The 14,179-nt window shown below is 53.5% G+C and carries 15 protein-coding genes; all 15 read right to left on the bottom strand.

Annotated features, from left to right (window positions below; genetic code table 11):
- Positions 1–2 precede the first annotated feature (2 nt).
- Positions 3–686, bottom strand: coding sequence for a deoxyribose-phosphate aldolase (deoC, locus tag ACZYR9_RS03365; RefSeq protein ID WP_488977020.1), 684 nt, complete (start codon positions 684–686; stop codon positions 3–5).
- Positions 687–1,115: an NUDIX hydrolase gene (locus tag ACZYR9_RS03370; protein ID WP_488977021.1), complete on the bottom strand. Its 429-nt coding sequence runs from the start codon at positions 1,113–1,115 to the stop codon at positions 687–689.
- 80 nt (positions 1,116–1,195) lie between these two features.
- Entirely contained in the window at positions 1,196–2,602 is a 1,407-nt protein-coding gene (gene mtaB, locus ACZYR9_RS03375) for a tRNA (N(6)-L-threonylcarbamoyladenosine(37)-C(2))-methylthiotransferase MtaB (RefSeq protein ID WP_488977022.1), read from the bottom strand.
- 1 nt (position 2,603) lies between these two features.
- The gene (locus ACZYR9_RS03380) at positions 2,604–3,374 is read right to left on the bottom strand and encodes a 16S rRNA (uracil(1498)-N(3))-methyltransferase (protein WP_488977023.1); all 771 of its coding nucleotides are present in this window, start codon (positions 3,372–3,374) and stop codon (positions 2,604–2,606) included.
- Positions 3,375–3,522: 148 nt separating this feature from the next.
- A complete protein-coding gene (locus ACZYR9_RS03385) occupies positions 3,523–4,200 on the bottom strand; it encodes a site-2 protease family protein (protein ID WP_488977024.1) in 678 nt (225 codons plus the stop codon).
- Positions 4,201–4,210: 10 nt separating this feature from the next.
- The gene (gene prmA / locus ACZYR9_RS03390) at positions 4,211–5,191 is read right to left on the bottom strand and encodes a 50S ribosomal protein L11 methyltransferase (protein WP_488977025.1); all 981 of its coding nucleotides are present in this window, start codon (positions 5,189–5,191) and stop codon (positions 4,211–4,213) included.
- 124 nt (positions 5,192–5,315) lie between these two features.
- Entirely contained in the window at positions 5,316–5,687 is a 372-nt protein-coding gene (locus tag ACZYR9_RS03395; protein WP_488977026.1) for a hypothetical protein, read from the bottom strand.
- Between the two features lie 4 nt (positions 5,688–5,691).
- A complete protein-coding gene (locus ACZYR9_RS03400; protein ID WP_488977027.1) occupies positions 5,692–5,841 on the bottom strand; it encodes a YfhD family protein in 150 nt (49 codons plus the stop codon).
- A 126-nt stretch (positions 5,842–5,967) separates the two neighbouring features.
- The gene (gene dnaJ / locus ACZYR9_RS03405; RefSeq protein WP_488977028.1) at positions 5,968–7,086 is read right to left on the bottom strand and encodes a molecular chaperone DnaJ; all 1,119 of its coding nucleotides are present in this window, start codon (positions 7,084–7,086) and stop codon (positions 5,968–5,970) included.
- Between the two features lie 83 nt (positions 7,087–7,169).
- Entirely contained in the window at positions 7,170–8,999 is a 1,830-nt protein-coding gene (gene dnaK, locus ACZYR9_RS03410) for a molecular chaperone DnaK (RefSeq protein WP_488977029.1), read from the bottom strand.
- A gap of 52 nt (positions 9,000–9,051) precedes the next feature.
- Positions 9,052–9,672 (bottom strand): nucleotide exchange factor GrpE, encoded by a 621-nt coding sequence (gene grpE, locus ACZYR9_RS03415; RefSeq protein ID WP_488977030.1) that lies wholly within the window; start codon positions 9,670–9,672, stop codon positions 9,052–9,054.
- Positions 9,673–9,793: 121 nt separating this feature from the next.
- A complete protein-coding gene (locus ACZYR9_RS03420; protein ID WP_488977031.1) occupies positions 9,794–11,335 on the bottom strand; it encodes a TCP-1/cpn60 chaperonin family protein in 1,542 nt (513 codons plus the stop codon).
- Positions 11,332–12,366 carry a heat-inducible transcriptional repressor HrcA gene (hrcA, locus tag ACZYR9_RS03425; protein ID WP_488977032.1) on the bottom strand — a complete coding sequence of 345 codons (1,035 nt, stop codon included), beginning with the start codon at positions 12,364–12,366 and terminating at the stop codon, positions 11,332–11,334. Before hrcA ends, ACZYR9_RS03420 begins: the two co-directional genes overlap by 4 nt.
- 79 nt (positions 12,367–12,445) lie before the next feature.
- The gene (locus ACZYR9_RS03430) at positions 12,446–12,913 is read right to left on the bottom strand and encodes an N-acetyltransferase (protein WP_488977143.1); all 468 of its coding nucleotides are present in this window, start codon (positions 12,911–12,913) and stop codon (positions 12,446–12,448) included.
- Positions 12,914–12,995: 82 nt separating this feature from the next.
- Positions 12,996–14,168: a radical SAM family heme chaperone HemW gene (gene hemW, locus ACZYR9_RS03435; protein ID WP_488977033.1), complete on the bottom strand. Its 1,173-nt coding sequence runs from the start codon at positions 14,166–14,168 to the stop codon at positions 12,996–12,998.
- Positions 14,169–14,179 lie beyond the last annotated feature (11 nt).

Consider the following 14,179-nt stretch of genomic DNA (forward strand, 5'->3'; position numbering starts at 1 on the left):
GATTAATAGGATGATGAGCCCGCAAGCCCTGACACCAATGCAACTCCTGAGCTCGTCCCAAGCCGGGTTGCTCCGGCTTCAATCATCTTGATCGCCGTTTCCAGATCGCGAATGCCGCCGGACGCCTTTACTCCGATGGATGGAGAAACGCTGCGGCGCATGAGCGCCACGTCTTCCACCGTAGCTCCGCCTTTGCCAAAACCCGTCGACGTTTTGACATAATGGGCTCCCGCTTCCTCGGACAGACGGCAGGCAGCCGTTTTTTGCTCATCCGACAGCACGCCCGTTTCGAAAATCACTTTGATGATCGCTTTTCCTTCTACGGCCTTCACGACGGCTCGAATATCGTCACGGACTGCGTCGTAATCGCCTTGCAGCAGTTTTCCGATTGGCAGCACCATATCGATTTCATCGGCACCCTGTTCTGCGGCTTTAGCGGCTTCAAAGGCCTTTACCGAGCTAATGCCGGCCCCTAGGGGAAACCCGCACACCGCACTGATTTTTACTGCCGTATTCTGCAGCAGCTCGCGGCAGACCGGTACCCAGACGCCATTCACGCACACACTGTAAAACCCGTACTGCTTTGCCTCTTCGCAGAGCTTTTGAATCGCCTCTCGGTCCGCTTCGGCCTTAAGCAGCGTATGATCAATGTAAGAAGGCAGCTCTTTCACATGAAACCGGCTCATTTAGCCCACCTCGTATCCCAGCGCTTTCAGCGCTTTTTGGAGAACCGAATCGTTATTTCCGTATCCCGAATGTGTCTGCTGCTGCCAAGCCTCAAGAGGCTCGAGCCACTCCACTCCGCGAATTTCCTCCACTTGAGCCTGCAGCGTTCCACCCGTCGCCTCTACCAAATAGTAGTGCACCTCTTTATCCACTACGCCTACGCCGGACAACGTAAATTGGTAGGCAATCTTCTCCAGCGGCTGCACAATCGTTCCGATGATCCCCGTTTCCTCTGCAATTTCACGCAGAGCCGTCTGCTCAATCGTCTCTCCCGGTTCCATTTTTCCCTTCGGGAGCGTAATTTTACCGTAGCGGTCTTGAATCATTTGTACCTTCAGGTCATCCCCGATTCTGCGGAACACGACGCCTCCAGCCGAAATCTCCTTCATCGATCTCACCCTTTCCAAATAAAAAGAAATGGAAAGGACTTCATCGGAGCATGCCGCCCAACGAAATCCTCTCCCTTTTTTTATACAATCGCCTTTGCCGCTTGTCCCGGGATGGCCTCAGCACTGCTGCTGCCTGCCGTTTTTCTGGCGGACGAGCTTACAGACACGGTCTCCGGCGCGCGTACGATTTGGCCGCGGCACTCGTTCACACCGGCTTCGGTCACCTTCACATGGCATATCTGACCGATCCAATCCTCGCTGCCTTCGAAGACGAGCTGAAGGTAATTGTCCGAATAGCCCATGATCAGGCCGCTGCCCGGCTGCCCTTTGTAGTCGCGCTCGGGAATAACCTCCAGCACTTGGCCGACAAATTGCTTGGCGTAATCCAGCTGCATGCGCTCGGACAAATCGATAAGCTCATGCACCCGTGCGTTTTTGATTTCCTCGTCGACTTGATCCTCCATACGGGCGGCCGGCGTACCGGTCCGTTTGGAGTATGGAAACACGTGCATTTCCGAGAACTTCATCTGTTCCATAAAACGGTGTCCGTTGCGGAACATCTCTTCGGTTTCACCCGGGAAGCCTACGATAACATCCGTTGTGATCGCAACCCCAGGCATGATGCGGTGAATGTGCTCAATTTTTTGAGCGAACTGTTCCGTCGTATATTTTCTGCGCATCCGCGCCAGCACGTCATTATCTCCGGCCTGCAGCGGAATGTGGAGGTGACGGCACATTTTGTCCGATTTTTGCAGGACCTCCAGCACTTCATCGGTAATTTGGCTCGCTTCGATGGAGCTGATGCGAATGCGCTTCAAGCCCTCCACCTTGTCCAAATCCCAAAGCAGCTTAGCCAGGCTGTAATCCTCCATGTCCTCGCCGTAGCCTCCGGTATGAATGCCCGTAAGCACGATTTCCTGATATCCTGCATCCACCAGCATGCGGGCCTGCTGCAGCACGCTTTGAGGCTCGCGGCTGCGCATCAGACCGCGCGACCATGGAATGATACAGAAGGTGCAAAAGTTATTGCAGCCCTCTTGAATTTTGAGAAAAGCACGTGTGCGGTCGGCAAAGTCCGGCACGTCGAGCTCCTCGAACGTACGGGTTTTCATGATGTTTCGTACGGCATTAATCGGCTGGCGCTCCTGCTCGATTTGCTTTACATAGGGCATAATTTTGTCGCGGTCCTGGGTCCCGATCACCAGATCGACTCCCGGAATCGCCATGATTTCCGCTGGCGAAGTTTGAGCGTAGCAGCCCGTTACCGCCACAATCGCCTCCGGATTTCTGCGGATCGCGCGCCGGATCATTTGCCGGCTTTTTTTATCTCCTGTATTCGTAACCGTACAACTGTTAATGACATATACGTCTGCCGTCGATTCGAAATCGACCTGATCGTATCCTTCCTGCTTAAACAGCTGCCAGATCGCTTCCGTATCGTAAAAGTTGACTTTGCAGCCCAGTGTGTGAAAAGCGACTGTCGCCATGTTACTCTTCTCCTCCCATCTCTCCGGCTTCATATAAAATACACGTGAGCCCGACCATCGCGGCCGTCTCCGTCCTTAATATGCGTTTGCCCAAGCTGACGGCACGGCAGCCCGCCGCCTCCGCCTCTTCCGCTTCCCGCTCGCTAAATCCGCCTTCCGGCCCGATCATGAGCAGAAGCTTGGGTCGTTTGTTCTCCGATTTATGCGATAAGATCGCCTTTCGGATCTGTGCCCGAAGCTCCCGGCCGCTTTGCTTCTCATAGCAAATCCATGCCATATCGGCTTCTTGGGCCAGCCGCAGCAGCTCCTTCCAAGAAAGCACCGGGTCTACGGCAGGCACGCGGTTGCGGTGAGCCTGCTCCGCCGCTTCCTTCGCGATCTTCTGCCACCGCTCTAGGCGCTTCCCTTCCTTCTTGCTGTCCAATTGAATGACGGTACGCCCGGAAACAAAGGGGATAAACCGCGACGCTCCGATCTCCGTCCCCTTCTGAATGACGAGCTCCATCTTGTCGCCTTTGGGGAGGCTTTGCGCCACCCAAACATCGACGGCAGGCTCGTTATCCATCGGCAGCCTTTCGATTACATCGGCAATCACCTGCTGAGCATCGACCGCTTGCAGCCTGACCAAGGCTTCGCGGCTTATTCCGTCGCTCACAATACATGTATCTCCCGGCTTCGCCCGCATCACCCGGGTCAAGTGGTGTGCGTCGTCACCGGCTATCGTTACGGTCTCGTCCGTAAACTGTTCCGGCTGAATGAAATATCTTTGCATGTTAAACCGCCACTTCCGCGTAAATAAGTCTGACCGCTCATACATAAAGTAAAAACGGTCAACCTTCATCTTACACCTTTTTTGCCGTAAACACCAGTACAGCCAGCAAATCCCTTAGGCCCTGTGCTTTACGGTTCTTCAACCGAGGTTAGACTCCGAATAAGAGACGAACGATAGTGGAAAGTATCCCTGTAATCGGCTCCTGCAGCGCGAAGATTGGCCCAAGCGTCACCCTGCGAAGCGGTTCAATGAAGAACATCAGCAGAATGGCGAAGAACAGCCACTGCTCATACGGCTTTACTTTCACCAAAATACGGCGCGGCAGCAGATCCTCCAGAATGCGGTATCCATCCAGCGGCGGAAAAGGAATCAGGTTCAGAATGAACAAAAACACGTTTTGCGTGACCATCAGCGTCAAAAAGAGATTGACCGCCATACTGATGCCCGATGACATCCCGGCCAACAGATTAAAATGATGCACGGTGTACAGGATGATCAAGCTGATAAATCCGAGCACCAGGTTGCTGAAGGGTCCGGCAAAAGATACGATGATGCCCATTCTTCTCGGATATGTAAAGTGACTCCGGTTCACGAGCACCGGCTTGGCCCATCCAATCCCTACAAGGAGAAAAAGAATCATGCCAAGCCAATCTATATGCACGCGCGGATTGAACGTTAGCCGCCCCATGGCCCGAGGAGTCGGGTCACCGAACCTGTCGGCAAAATAAGCATGAGAAAATTCATGCACGGTAAAAGCGATCAGCAGCACCAAAAACACGAAGGGCATCTGCTCGATCCGGAAAGCCAGGAACGAACTCCAGTCCATCCTTTTTCACCTACGGCTTTCTGGCGACGAGCACGACCCAGTCCTGCTCCTCATGACGCTCTGCCATTACAAATCCGGCAGCGGTCAGGGCCTCTTCCACGGCTGCCTGCTTCGCTTTAATAATACCGGATACGATGTACGTGCCGCCCGATTCCAGCACTTCATATACGTCGTCGACAAACATCAGAATAATTTCCGCCAAAATGTTCGCCACAACGACCTGTACAGGCAGCTTTACACCAAGCCCGCTTTCGGCAGCTCCGCCCGCGCGGTTCTCATTGATGACCTGCAGCAGATCGCTCAGCTTCACCGTAATCTGCCGATCCAGGCCGTTCAGCTTGGCGTTCTCCGTTGCGCTGGATACAGAGACAGGATCCAAATCGAGCGCAAGCACCCGGCCCGCTCCCAGCTTCGCCGCGGCAATCGCCAGTATGCCGGAGCCTGTCCCTACGTCAATCACATCTTCCCCGCCTTGAATGACCCCCTCCAGCGTTTTCAAGCAAAGCGCCGTCGTGGCATGCGTTCCCGTCCCGAACGCCATACCGGGATCAAGCTCCAGAATCAACTCGTCAGGCCCGGAAGTATAATCCTCCCACGTCGGCTTAATGGTCAGACGATCGGTAATGCGAAGTGGTTTAAAGTACTGCTTCCACGCGTTCGCCCAATCTTCATCGTCCACGTCCTTTAATTCATATGTAGGTTCGCCTGTATCAATATCGTAGCTGCTCAGCATTTCTACAGAAAGCTTCAGCTCCCGGAGGATGCTCTCCATATCGGTGCCCTCGGAGAAATATCCCTTGATGACAGCACGCCCTTCAGGAATATCGTTTAACGGAAGCTCGTACCATTGTCCGAGCGACGTATCCCTCTGCTTGTTGAGCGTACCCGACTCTTCAATCGATACCCCGCCGGCTCCCAGCTCATGTATAAAATTCGAGATCATTTCGATCGCTTCTTCGGTTGTATAAACCGTCACTTCATGCCATCGCATTAACTTATCCAGCCTCCATTCAGTAAAAAAGCACATTATGCCTATTGTACAACAATTCATCATAACGGTAAAACTTTATATATAAAATCCGGCATCCTGTCCGGATGCCGGATTTTGAGTGAGCCTAAGGCGTGCCTCCTCCATCATGTACAACGCGAAGAGCCTGTTCATATACCTTTTCGTCTACAACAGCCGCCAGTACAATATCACGGCCGGTCGGTCCCGATTCCGCGCCTCCCGCCATGCCGCTGGCATCCACGTCTGCCGCAGCCAGCACAGCCGCGTCGCGGCTGTCGAAATCGCCGCTTTGCGTTAAGTAGCCTATCCCCGGAAAATCGCTTGTGATCGGGTTCATGACGTGATCCACACCATCTCCGGGATATTTGCCAAAACGGTCAACCGACACGTCGATAGCCCGCAGCGCTCTCAGCTTGGAAGCGACCCCTTCCGCTTCCTCCGGCGATTTAAAATAAGCCAGTATGCTTTTTTCCGCCATCGCCTTACCCTCGTTTCCCTTCCTGGCGCGCATCGGCGGCCTCGGCGCGGCGAGCTGCCTCCAGATCATCGGCATCGGCCAGCTCACGGGAAAATTCAATGTCCTCGTTTTTGGCTGCGGGGAGTTCATTTTGCGCATTTTTCTTTGCTTTCATGCGATTAACCTCCTGTCCAATAGTCGATAAAGGCTTGACACATTGAAACTAGTTTCAGCCCCCGCAAGCTCAAATATACAAAAAAACGGCAGGCAATCCGCTCCAGCGGAAAGCCTGCCGTATCCGTCAATCACCTAAAAAGGCTTTTTTCATCCGTTCGAAAATCGACTGCTGCTGTTCATGCGTATGCTCTCCGGAGAGCTGCGAGAATTCACGCAGCAGCTCCCTTTGTTCATCATTCAAATTCGTCGGCGTGACCACAACGACCTTGACATGCTGATCGCCTTGTCCATAGCCGCGAAGTCTCGGAACTCCTTTGCCTTTGAGACGGAAATACGTATCCGTTTGGGTGCCGGCAGGAATTTTCAGCTTCACCTTCTCGGTTAAGGTTGGAATTTCGATTTCATCCCCTAGCGCCGCCTGCGCAAACGTCAGCGGCACTTCACAGTAGATATCGTCACCCTCGCGCTCGAAAAATTCATGAGGCTTCACCCGGATAACGACATATAAATCCCCTGAAGGACCTCCGCGTGTTCCTGCTTCCCCTTCGCCGGTAACGCGAAGCTGCGCTCCGTCGTCCACCCCGGCCGGAATGTTCAAATTGATCGTACGCTGCTTCTTGATCTTTCCCGAACCATGACAGGTACTGCATTTTTCCTTGATAATCTTACCTTGTCCTTGGCAGGCCGAGCAGACACGGCGGTTGACGATGCGGCCGAACGCCGTATTTTGTACGACTTCCTGTTGGCCGGAGCCATGACAGACACCGCACGTTTGCGGCTTCGTTCCCGGCTTTGCCCCACTGCCGTCGCAAGTCTCGCAAGTCTCGGTCCGCGGAATATGAATGTCGGTTTTTTTGCCGAATACCGCTTCCTTAAACTCGATGGTCAGCGTATACTGCAAGTCGTTCCCCCGCTGCGGAGCGTTCGGGTTCCGACGCTGACCGCCCCCGAAGAACATATCGAAGATATCGCCGAAGCCGCCGAAATCCTGCCCGCCAAATCCGCCGCCGCCCATGCCCTGGTTCGGGTCAACGTGGCCGAATCGGTCGTACTGCGCTTTCTTTTGATCGTCGCTCAGAACATCATAAGCTTCCTTCGCTTCTTTGAACTTCGATTCCGCGTCAGGCTCCTTATTGACATCCGGGTGATATTGGCGCGCCAGCTTGCGGTAAGCTTTCTTGATGTCTTCCGGAGAAGCGTCCTTACCGACCCCGAGCACTTCATAGTAATCGCGTTTGCTCATCGTTCCACTCCTACTCCCGGGCGACAAACGGAAAGTCAAAGCCGGACCTGCCGACTTTGACTCCCTGCGTGTCTAACGGGTTATTACTTCTTGTCGTCGACTACTTCATAGTCGGCATCCACTACATTGTCTTTACCCTTGGAGGCGCCTGGCGCATCCTCTGCACCAGCTTGAGCTTGCTGAGCTTGTTCATACAGCTTCACGGACAGCTGTTGGACCACTTGGGTAAGCTCATCGCTGGCTGCTTTGATTTCATCCAGGTCGTTGCCTTCGAGCGCTTTTTTCAATTTTTCTTTCGCTTCATTGGCTTTATCGATTTCGGCTTGGTCAACCTTGTCGCCCAAATCCTTGATCGTCTTATCGACGGAGTATACGAGCTGATCCGCCTGGTTGCGGGCTTCCACAAGCTCCTTACGCTTGCGGTCCTCTTCAGCGTGAGCCTCGGCGTCTTTCATCATGCGCTCAACCTCTTCGTCGGACAAGCCGCTGGAGGAAGTAATCGTAATTTTTTGGCTTTTTCCTGTGCCTTTGTCGAGAGCAGACACGTTAACAATTCCGTTGGCGTCAATGTCAAAGGTAACTTCGATTTGCGGAATGCCGCGCGGGGCAGGAGGAATGTCTCCCAGAATAAAGCGGCCCAGCGTTTTGTTGTCCGCAGCCATCGAACGCTCCCCTTGAAGCACGTGAATCTCAACGCTTGGCTGGTTGTCGCCGTAAGTGGTGAACACTTGCGATTTGGTTGTTGGAATCGTCGTATTGCGATCGATCATTTTGGTAAATACGCCGCCTGCGGTTTCAATACCAAGGGAAAGAGGTGTTACGTCGAGCAATACGACGTCTTTTACGTCTCCTGTCAGTACGCCCGCTTGAACGGCAGCACCGAGGGCTACCACTTCATCAGGGTTTACGCCTTTGTGAGGCTCTTTGCCGATCAGGCGTTTAACAGCTTCCTGTACGGCAGGAATCCGGGAAGAACCGCCGACAAGCACCACTTTATCGATTTTATCCGGAGAAAGTCCGGAATCGCTCAAAGCTTGACGGGTAGGTCCCATGGTTCTTTCCACCAAAGGAGCGGAAAGCTCTTCGAACTTGGCACGGGTCAGGTTGACCTCCAAGTGCTGCGGCACGCCGTCCACTACCGTAATAAACGGCAGGGAGATCGTTGTCGTCAATACGCCGGACAGCTCTTTCTTTGCTTTCTCCGCTGCGTCTTTCAGACGTTGAACCGCTGCTTTATCCTTGCTCAGGTCGATACCGTGCTCTTTTTTGAACTCGGAAACGAGATAGTCGATAATGACTTGGTCAAAATCGTCTCCGCCTAGACGGTTGTCCCCGCTGGTGGCTTTGACTTCGAAGAAGCCGTCGCCAAGCTCCAGGATGGAAACGTCGAATGTACCGCCGCCGAGGTCGTATACGAGAATGGTTTGATCCTCGGATTTCTCAAGACCGTAAGCCAAAGCGGCCGCCGTCGGTTCGTTTACGATCCGGAGCACTTCAAGACCCGCGATTTTACCGGCATCCTTCGTCGCTTGACGCTGACTGTCGTTAAAATAGGCAGGTACGGTAATGACCGCTTGGGTTACCGTTTGACCCAGATACGCTTCCGCATCGGCTTTCAGCTTCTGAAGAATCATAGCCGAAATTTCTTGCGGCGAATATTCTTTGTCGTCGATTTTCTCTTTATGGTTCGTACCCATATGACGTTTAATGGAGATGACCGTGCGGTCAGGATTCGTGATCGCTTGACGCTTTGCCGTCTCACCGACGATACGCTCTCCGTCCTTTTTGAAACCCACTACGGAAGGAGTCGTGCGGTTACCTTCCGCGTTAGGGATAACGACCGCCTCGCCGCCTTCCATAACGGCAACGCAGGAGTTTGTTGTCCCAAGGTCGATACCAATTACTTTACTCATGAGGAATGCCTCCCTTAAATTCGTTTGCTTCGTGTGCAATGATGTAAAAAACTTATGAGCTCACCTTGACCATGGCCGGGCGCAGAACCTTATCCTTGAGCAAATAGCCCTTCTGTACCTCTTCCACTACGATGCCTTCCTCGTGCTCCTCCGACTCCACCTGCATGATCGCCTGATGGTATTCCGGATTAAAAGGCGTGCCAACCGTTTCCATCGGCTTCAAGCCTTCATTTGTAAGCACTCCGTCCAATTGACGGAAAATCATATCAATGCCCTTGGCCAGAGCGTCGTAATCTTTGTTATCTTTGCTTGCGGCGAGCGCCCGTTCGAAATTATCCACAACGGGGAGCAGCTGCTCGATGAGTTTTAAAGAAGCGTACTTCGCAAAATCTTCCTTTTCCTTCATCGTACGCCGTCTGTAGTTATCAAAGTCAGCTTGAGCTCTTAAGAATCTCTGCTGATGATCCTCCACCTGCTTCCTAAGCTCCACAAGCTCCTGACTGACAGCATCTTGGGATTCGGAAGCATCCGCTGCCTGCGCCTGTTGTTTGCCGTCTCCGGCCTCGGCAGCATTCGTATCGCTATGAGCTGCGGCTTCATATGTAGCGTTCGCCTCTTGCTCCGGTTGTTCGCCTGCTTTTTGGCTTTCGTCCGCTTGTTGTTCCGTGTTCAATGTCTGTCACCTCCTTAACCGAATCAGCCCGGCCTTCCGTTGATTCGGAGTACACCGGCCTTTATCTCTATTTATATATTGTAACCATTCCGTATCGGTGAACACAACCCTATGGCAGCGTTCACTCCTCGGAACGCGGATCCCGCATTTTGATCACCGTGTGTATGCGCAGTACAGCGGATGCCACTTCTCCTGCCGCTTGCAGCGCATGCAGCTTCACTTCGGCCGGATCGACCACGCCAAGCTCCAGCATATCCTTCACAGCTCCCGTATCACAATCAATGCCAAGGCTGTCGCTTCCGGCGGCAATTTGCGCGGCTTTGGCTTCTTCCACCTTTTCAAGCGGATTGTAGCCTGCGTTCACCACGATTTGCGCCATCGGCTTTCGCAGCGCTTGTACAACGGCTGCTATCCCGAAGCCTTCCATACCCTGCACCGTCTCGCGGTACCGTTCGAGCTCGTGTGCAGCAGCCATCTCGGCTGCCCCACCTCCGGGCAAACAGCCACTTCTAAGCGCTGCCTGCACGCTGGCAGCCGCGTCACGGGCAATGCGCAGCCGTTCTCCCACAACCTCGCTTGTGCTGGCACCGACGACGATCGATACTTGTGGACGGCCTTGACCCTCGGACATACGGACGAGCTCCAGCCTATCGTCATAGGCTACATGACCGGCGTATCCGAGATAGCTCGCCAGTTCGGAAGCAGGCTTGCGCAGTCCGCTGCGGCGTAGCGGCCTGGCTCCCGTATATTCCGCGATGCGCCTAAGCTCCGCCCTCGGCAGGCGCTGCAGCGCCATGATGCCGTGATCGGTACAGAACTGCTCCGCCTCCGGATCAATCCCACGTTCCGAGACGATAAAGCCTATTCGCAGCTCAACCAGTTTGTCAAGCACCTCGCGGAACTGCTCACGAAGCTGCAGCTGCTTGCGGAAACCGGCGTCCGTCGTCAATGCTTCCTCATCAACGGTTTCCGGTTCGAACGCATCCTGAAGCAGCAGGACATGAGCCGGCTTCGGAGGAAACTCCAGCTGTGCATTGGCAGGCCTCTTCTGGATAAGCAGACCCGGCCATACCTCACCCGCTGCCTTGCCATGGGACAAGACGACGTCTGAAAAGCGGAAATGCTCCTCTCTAAGCTTATGCAGCCCGAGCCGCTTTGCGCCTTCGATCACGAGCCCGGCCAAATCGGCATGCTCACGCCCTGCAATAAATGCAATCCGATACAGCAAAGGATCATCCAGCCCCTCGATAGGCCGCGAGCGATGAGCCAGCGCACGCAAAGCGAATGCGATGCCTTCTTGCACCCCGCGCACAACCTTGGCCACCGGAACACCGCGTGTGATCTGGGCAACGCCTTCGGCCACCAGCGCTCCCGCGAGCACCGTAGAGGTGGTGGTGCCGTCTCCCACCTGATCCTGCTGGGATCGGGCCACCTGGATAAGCAGTCTTGCCGCAGGATGGGTAACGTCCATCCTCTCCAGGATGGTGACGCCGTCGTTGGTAATGATGACCTCTCCATGAGAGCCTACAAGCATGGTATCGAGCCCCTTGGGGCCAAGCGTCCCTTCCACTGCCGAACAGATCGCCCGGATCGCATTTGCATTGTTTCTCAGTGTGGCATAAGTTTCTTCGCCATCCTGGCTTCCGTTGTTGATCTGGTTCATTTATACCAACGCCCCATGTGCTCCGTCAAATCTTTGGACAAATAATCCAGCAGATGTATCACTCTGGCGTAATCCATCCGTGTCGGCCCGAGAATGCCGATTGTTCCCAGCAGCTGACCGTCTACAGAGTACGATGCGGTAATCAAGCTGCAGTCATTCATCGCTTCAAGCTTGTTCTCGCTGCCGATCCGCACTTGAATTCCGTCTTTCGTATCCTCCGTTCCGGAAAAAAGCTGTACCAGCTTCGGTGTTTCTGCGAGAAGGTCGAGAATATTTTTTACTTTACCGACATCTTTGAATTCCGGTTGATTAAGCATGTTCGTCGTCCCGCCCAAAAACACGCGTTCTTCTTCACCGCGGTTCATAACGGTATCGAGCATAACCAAAAGCTCCTCATAACCGGAAATAAAGCTGCTCATCTCCGCTGCGATCTCCGTATACAGCTTCGATTTAAAATGAAGCAGCGGGACGTTTTTCAATCGTGCATTCAAAAGGTTAACGAACTTCTCGATCTCGCCCATCGGAATGCCCTCGGGGATCGTTACCGTTTTGTTCTCCACCTGGCCGGTGTTGGTGACAATGATCGCCACAGCCGTCCGTTCATTCAGAGGGACGATCTGCAGATGCTTCATCGTCGTGCTTATCATCTCCGGACCGAGCACGATGGAAGTATAATTGGTGAGCTGAGACAAAATCATGGCTGACTGCTGAACGACCCGTTCCATCTCCTGCATTTTATCGGCGAAAAAACACTTAAGCACATCCACTTCATGGTGTGCCAGATCGCCGTAAGTCATTAAATGATCGACATAATATCGGTAACCCTTATGGGAGGGAATCCGGCCTGCCGATGTATGTGGCTGCTCCAGAAAGCCCATATCCTCCAGGTCTGACATTTCGTTGCGGATGGTGGCAGGGCTGAATCCCACATTGCCGCGCTTGGATATACTGCGGGAGCCGATCGGCTCTGCTGAACGAATATAATCATCTACGATGGCGCTTAAAATCTGACGTTGACGTTCGGTTAGCACATTCATCCCACCTTTCGTTAGCACTCCATTCGATCGAGTGCTAATCTAATACAAAAATAACAGACCCAAAGGGTCTGTGTCAAGTCGTCTCCAACCGTTTCAAAACAGCGATCTCGTCGCAGCAATGCTGCTTTTTACAATGAATGCAATCGCGCCAGACCTTCTCCGGGAAGATCTCCTTTTCCACAACGGTGAAGCCGTTTTTCTGAAAGAACGCCACTTCGTAAGTCAGTGCCATCACCTTGGGAATGCCCTGATCCTTTGCTTCTTTCACCAGAAAATCGACAAGCGCTTTGCCGATCCCCTGGCCCTTATATCCGCTCGTCACGCCAAGTGACCGGATCTCTACCAAGTCCTGTCCTAGCCTGGTCAGCGAACCGCAGCCGACCAGCGCGCCGTCGATCTCGGCCACAACGAACGTATCGATCTGCGCTGCGAGCGTCTCTTTGGAGCGTGGAAGCATAATCCCTTGCTCGGCATACCCTTGAATAATATCGTAGAGCGTATCTATATCTTGTTCCGTCGCTTTTCTGCAGGTCACGGTCATTTTCATCGGGATCCCACCCATCGTCTAGTAAAAAATGCTATGAAATGATATGAATAAATATACAACATAACGCATAAATTATTCAACTCTTTTTTAGCCCGACGGCTCCCAGAAATTCTCCGAACACTTCATTTCCCAGCCATATCCCGCGCGCGGACAGCTTATAGCCTTCCGGCAGAGCCTCAAGCAGCCCTTGTCCGCAAAGCCGGTCCAGCACCTCGCCGAACACGTCCTCCAGCCTTCTGCCAAATTGCTCGGTAAAATCCGCCTTCCTTACGCCCCGAAGCAGCCGAAGCCCGACCATCATAAAATCTTCCATGGCTTCCTCTTCACTTACCTCATTGGATTCCAACAGCGGACGTCCCTTTCGGGTCGCATCGATATACGGCTGAACCCCTTTAATATTGACATGGCGCAGACCGCGGACATATCCGTGCGCTCCCGCCCCAAGTCCGTAATAGCTTTGATTACGCCAGTACATCGAATTATGACGGCTCTCGTACCCGGGCTTTGCGAAATTGCTGATTTCATATTGACCGTACCCGGCGGACATTAACCGCTCCATAATGAGCGCAAACATGGCCACTTCCTCTTCTTCCTCGGGCAGCGGCAGCTCCCCCCGTTCATATAAGGCGTGGAACAGCGTATTTTCTTCCACCTTTAAGCTGTAAATCGAATAATGATTCAGCTCCAGCGCCAAAGCTTTACGAAGCGTGTCCTCCATGACTTCCCGCGTCTGCTTCGGCAGTCCGAACATCAGATCGATGGACAGATTGGTAAAACCGATCGCTCTCGCATTCTCCAGGCTTCGATAGACGTCATCCGTATTATGAATCCGCCCGATGCGCTCCAGCAAACCGTTGTCGAACGACTGCACGCCAAAGCTGATCCGGTTGATGCCGCCCTCTTTCATGGCTTGAAGCTTATCGGGATCCGTCGTGCCCGGGTTCGCTTCCATGGTGAACTCCAGCTGCGGCGACCACAGCGGGAAATAGGTCCGTACCCGGAGCAAGAAGCTTTCCATCTGCTCCGGCGTCAGCACCGTCGGCGTTCCTCCGCCCACAAAAATCGTTTCGATCTCGCCCGGCGGCATGGCCTTCACGGTCTGCTCCATCTCACGCTCCAATGCGTCCAAATAATCCATGACAGGCTGACCCTTGAGTATATACGAGTTAAAATCGCAGTAATGACATTTATTCGTACAAAACGGGATATGAAGATACACCGCTTTCGGCGTTTGTGTTTGCTGCATCATTTGATTCACCA

The organism is Paenibacillus sp. F024, assembly GCF_057814255.1.